The organism is Sutcliffiella halmapala (assembly GCF_050107295.1).
Classification (GTDB): Bacteria; Bacillota; Bacilli; order Bacillales; family Bacillaceae_I; genus Sutcliffiella_A; species Sutcliffiella_A halmapala_A.
Window position 1 is genome coordinate 1 of record NZ_JBNIKR010000045.1, and the last position, 261, is coordinate 261.

At 39.1% G+C, this 261-nt stretch carries 1 protein-coding gene; it reads left to right on the forward strand.

Annotated features, from left to right (window positions below; genetic code table 11):
• Window positions 1–261 (forward strand): hypothetical protein (locus ACQCT5_RS22995; RefSeq protein ID WP_499645418.1); only part of this gene is annotated, 261 nt, incomplete at both ends.

Consider the following 261-nt stretch of genomic DNA (forward strand, 5'->3'; position numbering starts at 1 on the left):
TTTAACTCAAACGAGCAATGCCAAACACTCCAACAAGAATTAGAAGATGCTAAACAACAATGCCAAACCTTGCAGAACGATTTAGATGACTCAAAACAGCAATATCAAGCCGTCCAGCAGGAATTAGACGACTTCAAAGAACAATGCCAAACTATTCAACAAGAATTGGAAGAATCACAGCACCAATGCCAAACAGTCCAGCAGGAATTATTTAACTCAAACGAGCAATGCCAAACACTCCAACAAGAATTAGAAGATGCT